Annotated in this window: 1 protein-coding gene; it reads right to left on the bottom strand. The window is 50.3% G+C overall.

Annotation, left to right across the window (positions count from 1 at the left end; genetic code table 11):
- A partial coding sequence (locus tag SB775_RS27995; RefSeq protein WP_410864419.1) for a DEAD/DEAH box helicase family protein occupies positions 1-273 on the bottom strand: 273 nt, incomplete at its 3' end.
- Positions 274-356: the final 83 nt, after the last annotated feature.

The following is a 356-nucleotide window of genomic DNA, read 5'->3' as shown; positions in this document are numbered from 1 at the left end:
GATGACATCGGTGCGCGGTGCTGCCACGCATATCCGCAATCCTTTTTGCAGCGCTTCATGAATTGGCGAAAAAAGAATTTCTGTTTTGCCGGCACCGCAAACCGCATACAGCAGGTGCTGTTCTTGTTTCCGGATGCTTTCCGAGATGGCTATTGAGGCATTTTCCTGCTGCGGCGTCAGCTTGCCATGCCAACTAAAAGCGTGCGGCCTTTTAGTTAATATATGCGGCGCTTTCCACAAAACCAATTGCGTACAGCTGCTGATGCGCCCCATTTGGATGCATGTCCGGCAATACCTGCAAGTGTTGCCGCATGTCGCGCAGTGGAATGGAATCACGTAATTGCTTGAATTTTCAA

It is taken from the genome of Peribacillus sp. SIMBA_075 (assembly GCF_046534585.1).
This window is presented reverse-complemented; position numbering and strand designations above follow the sequence as displayed.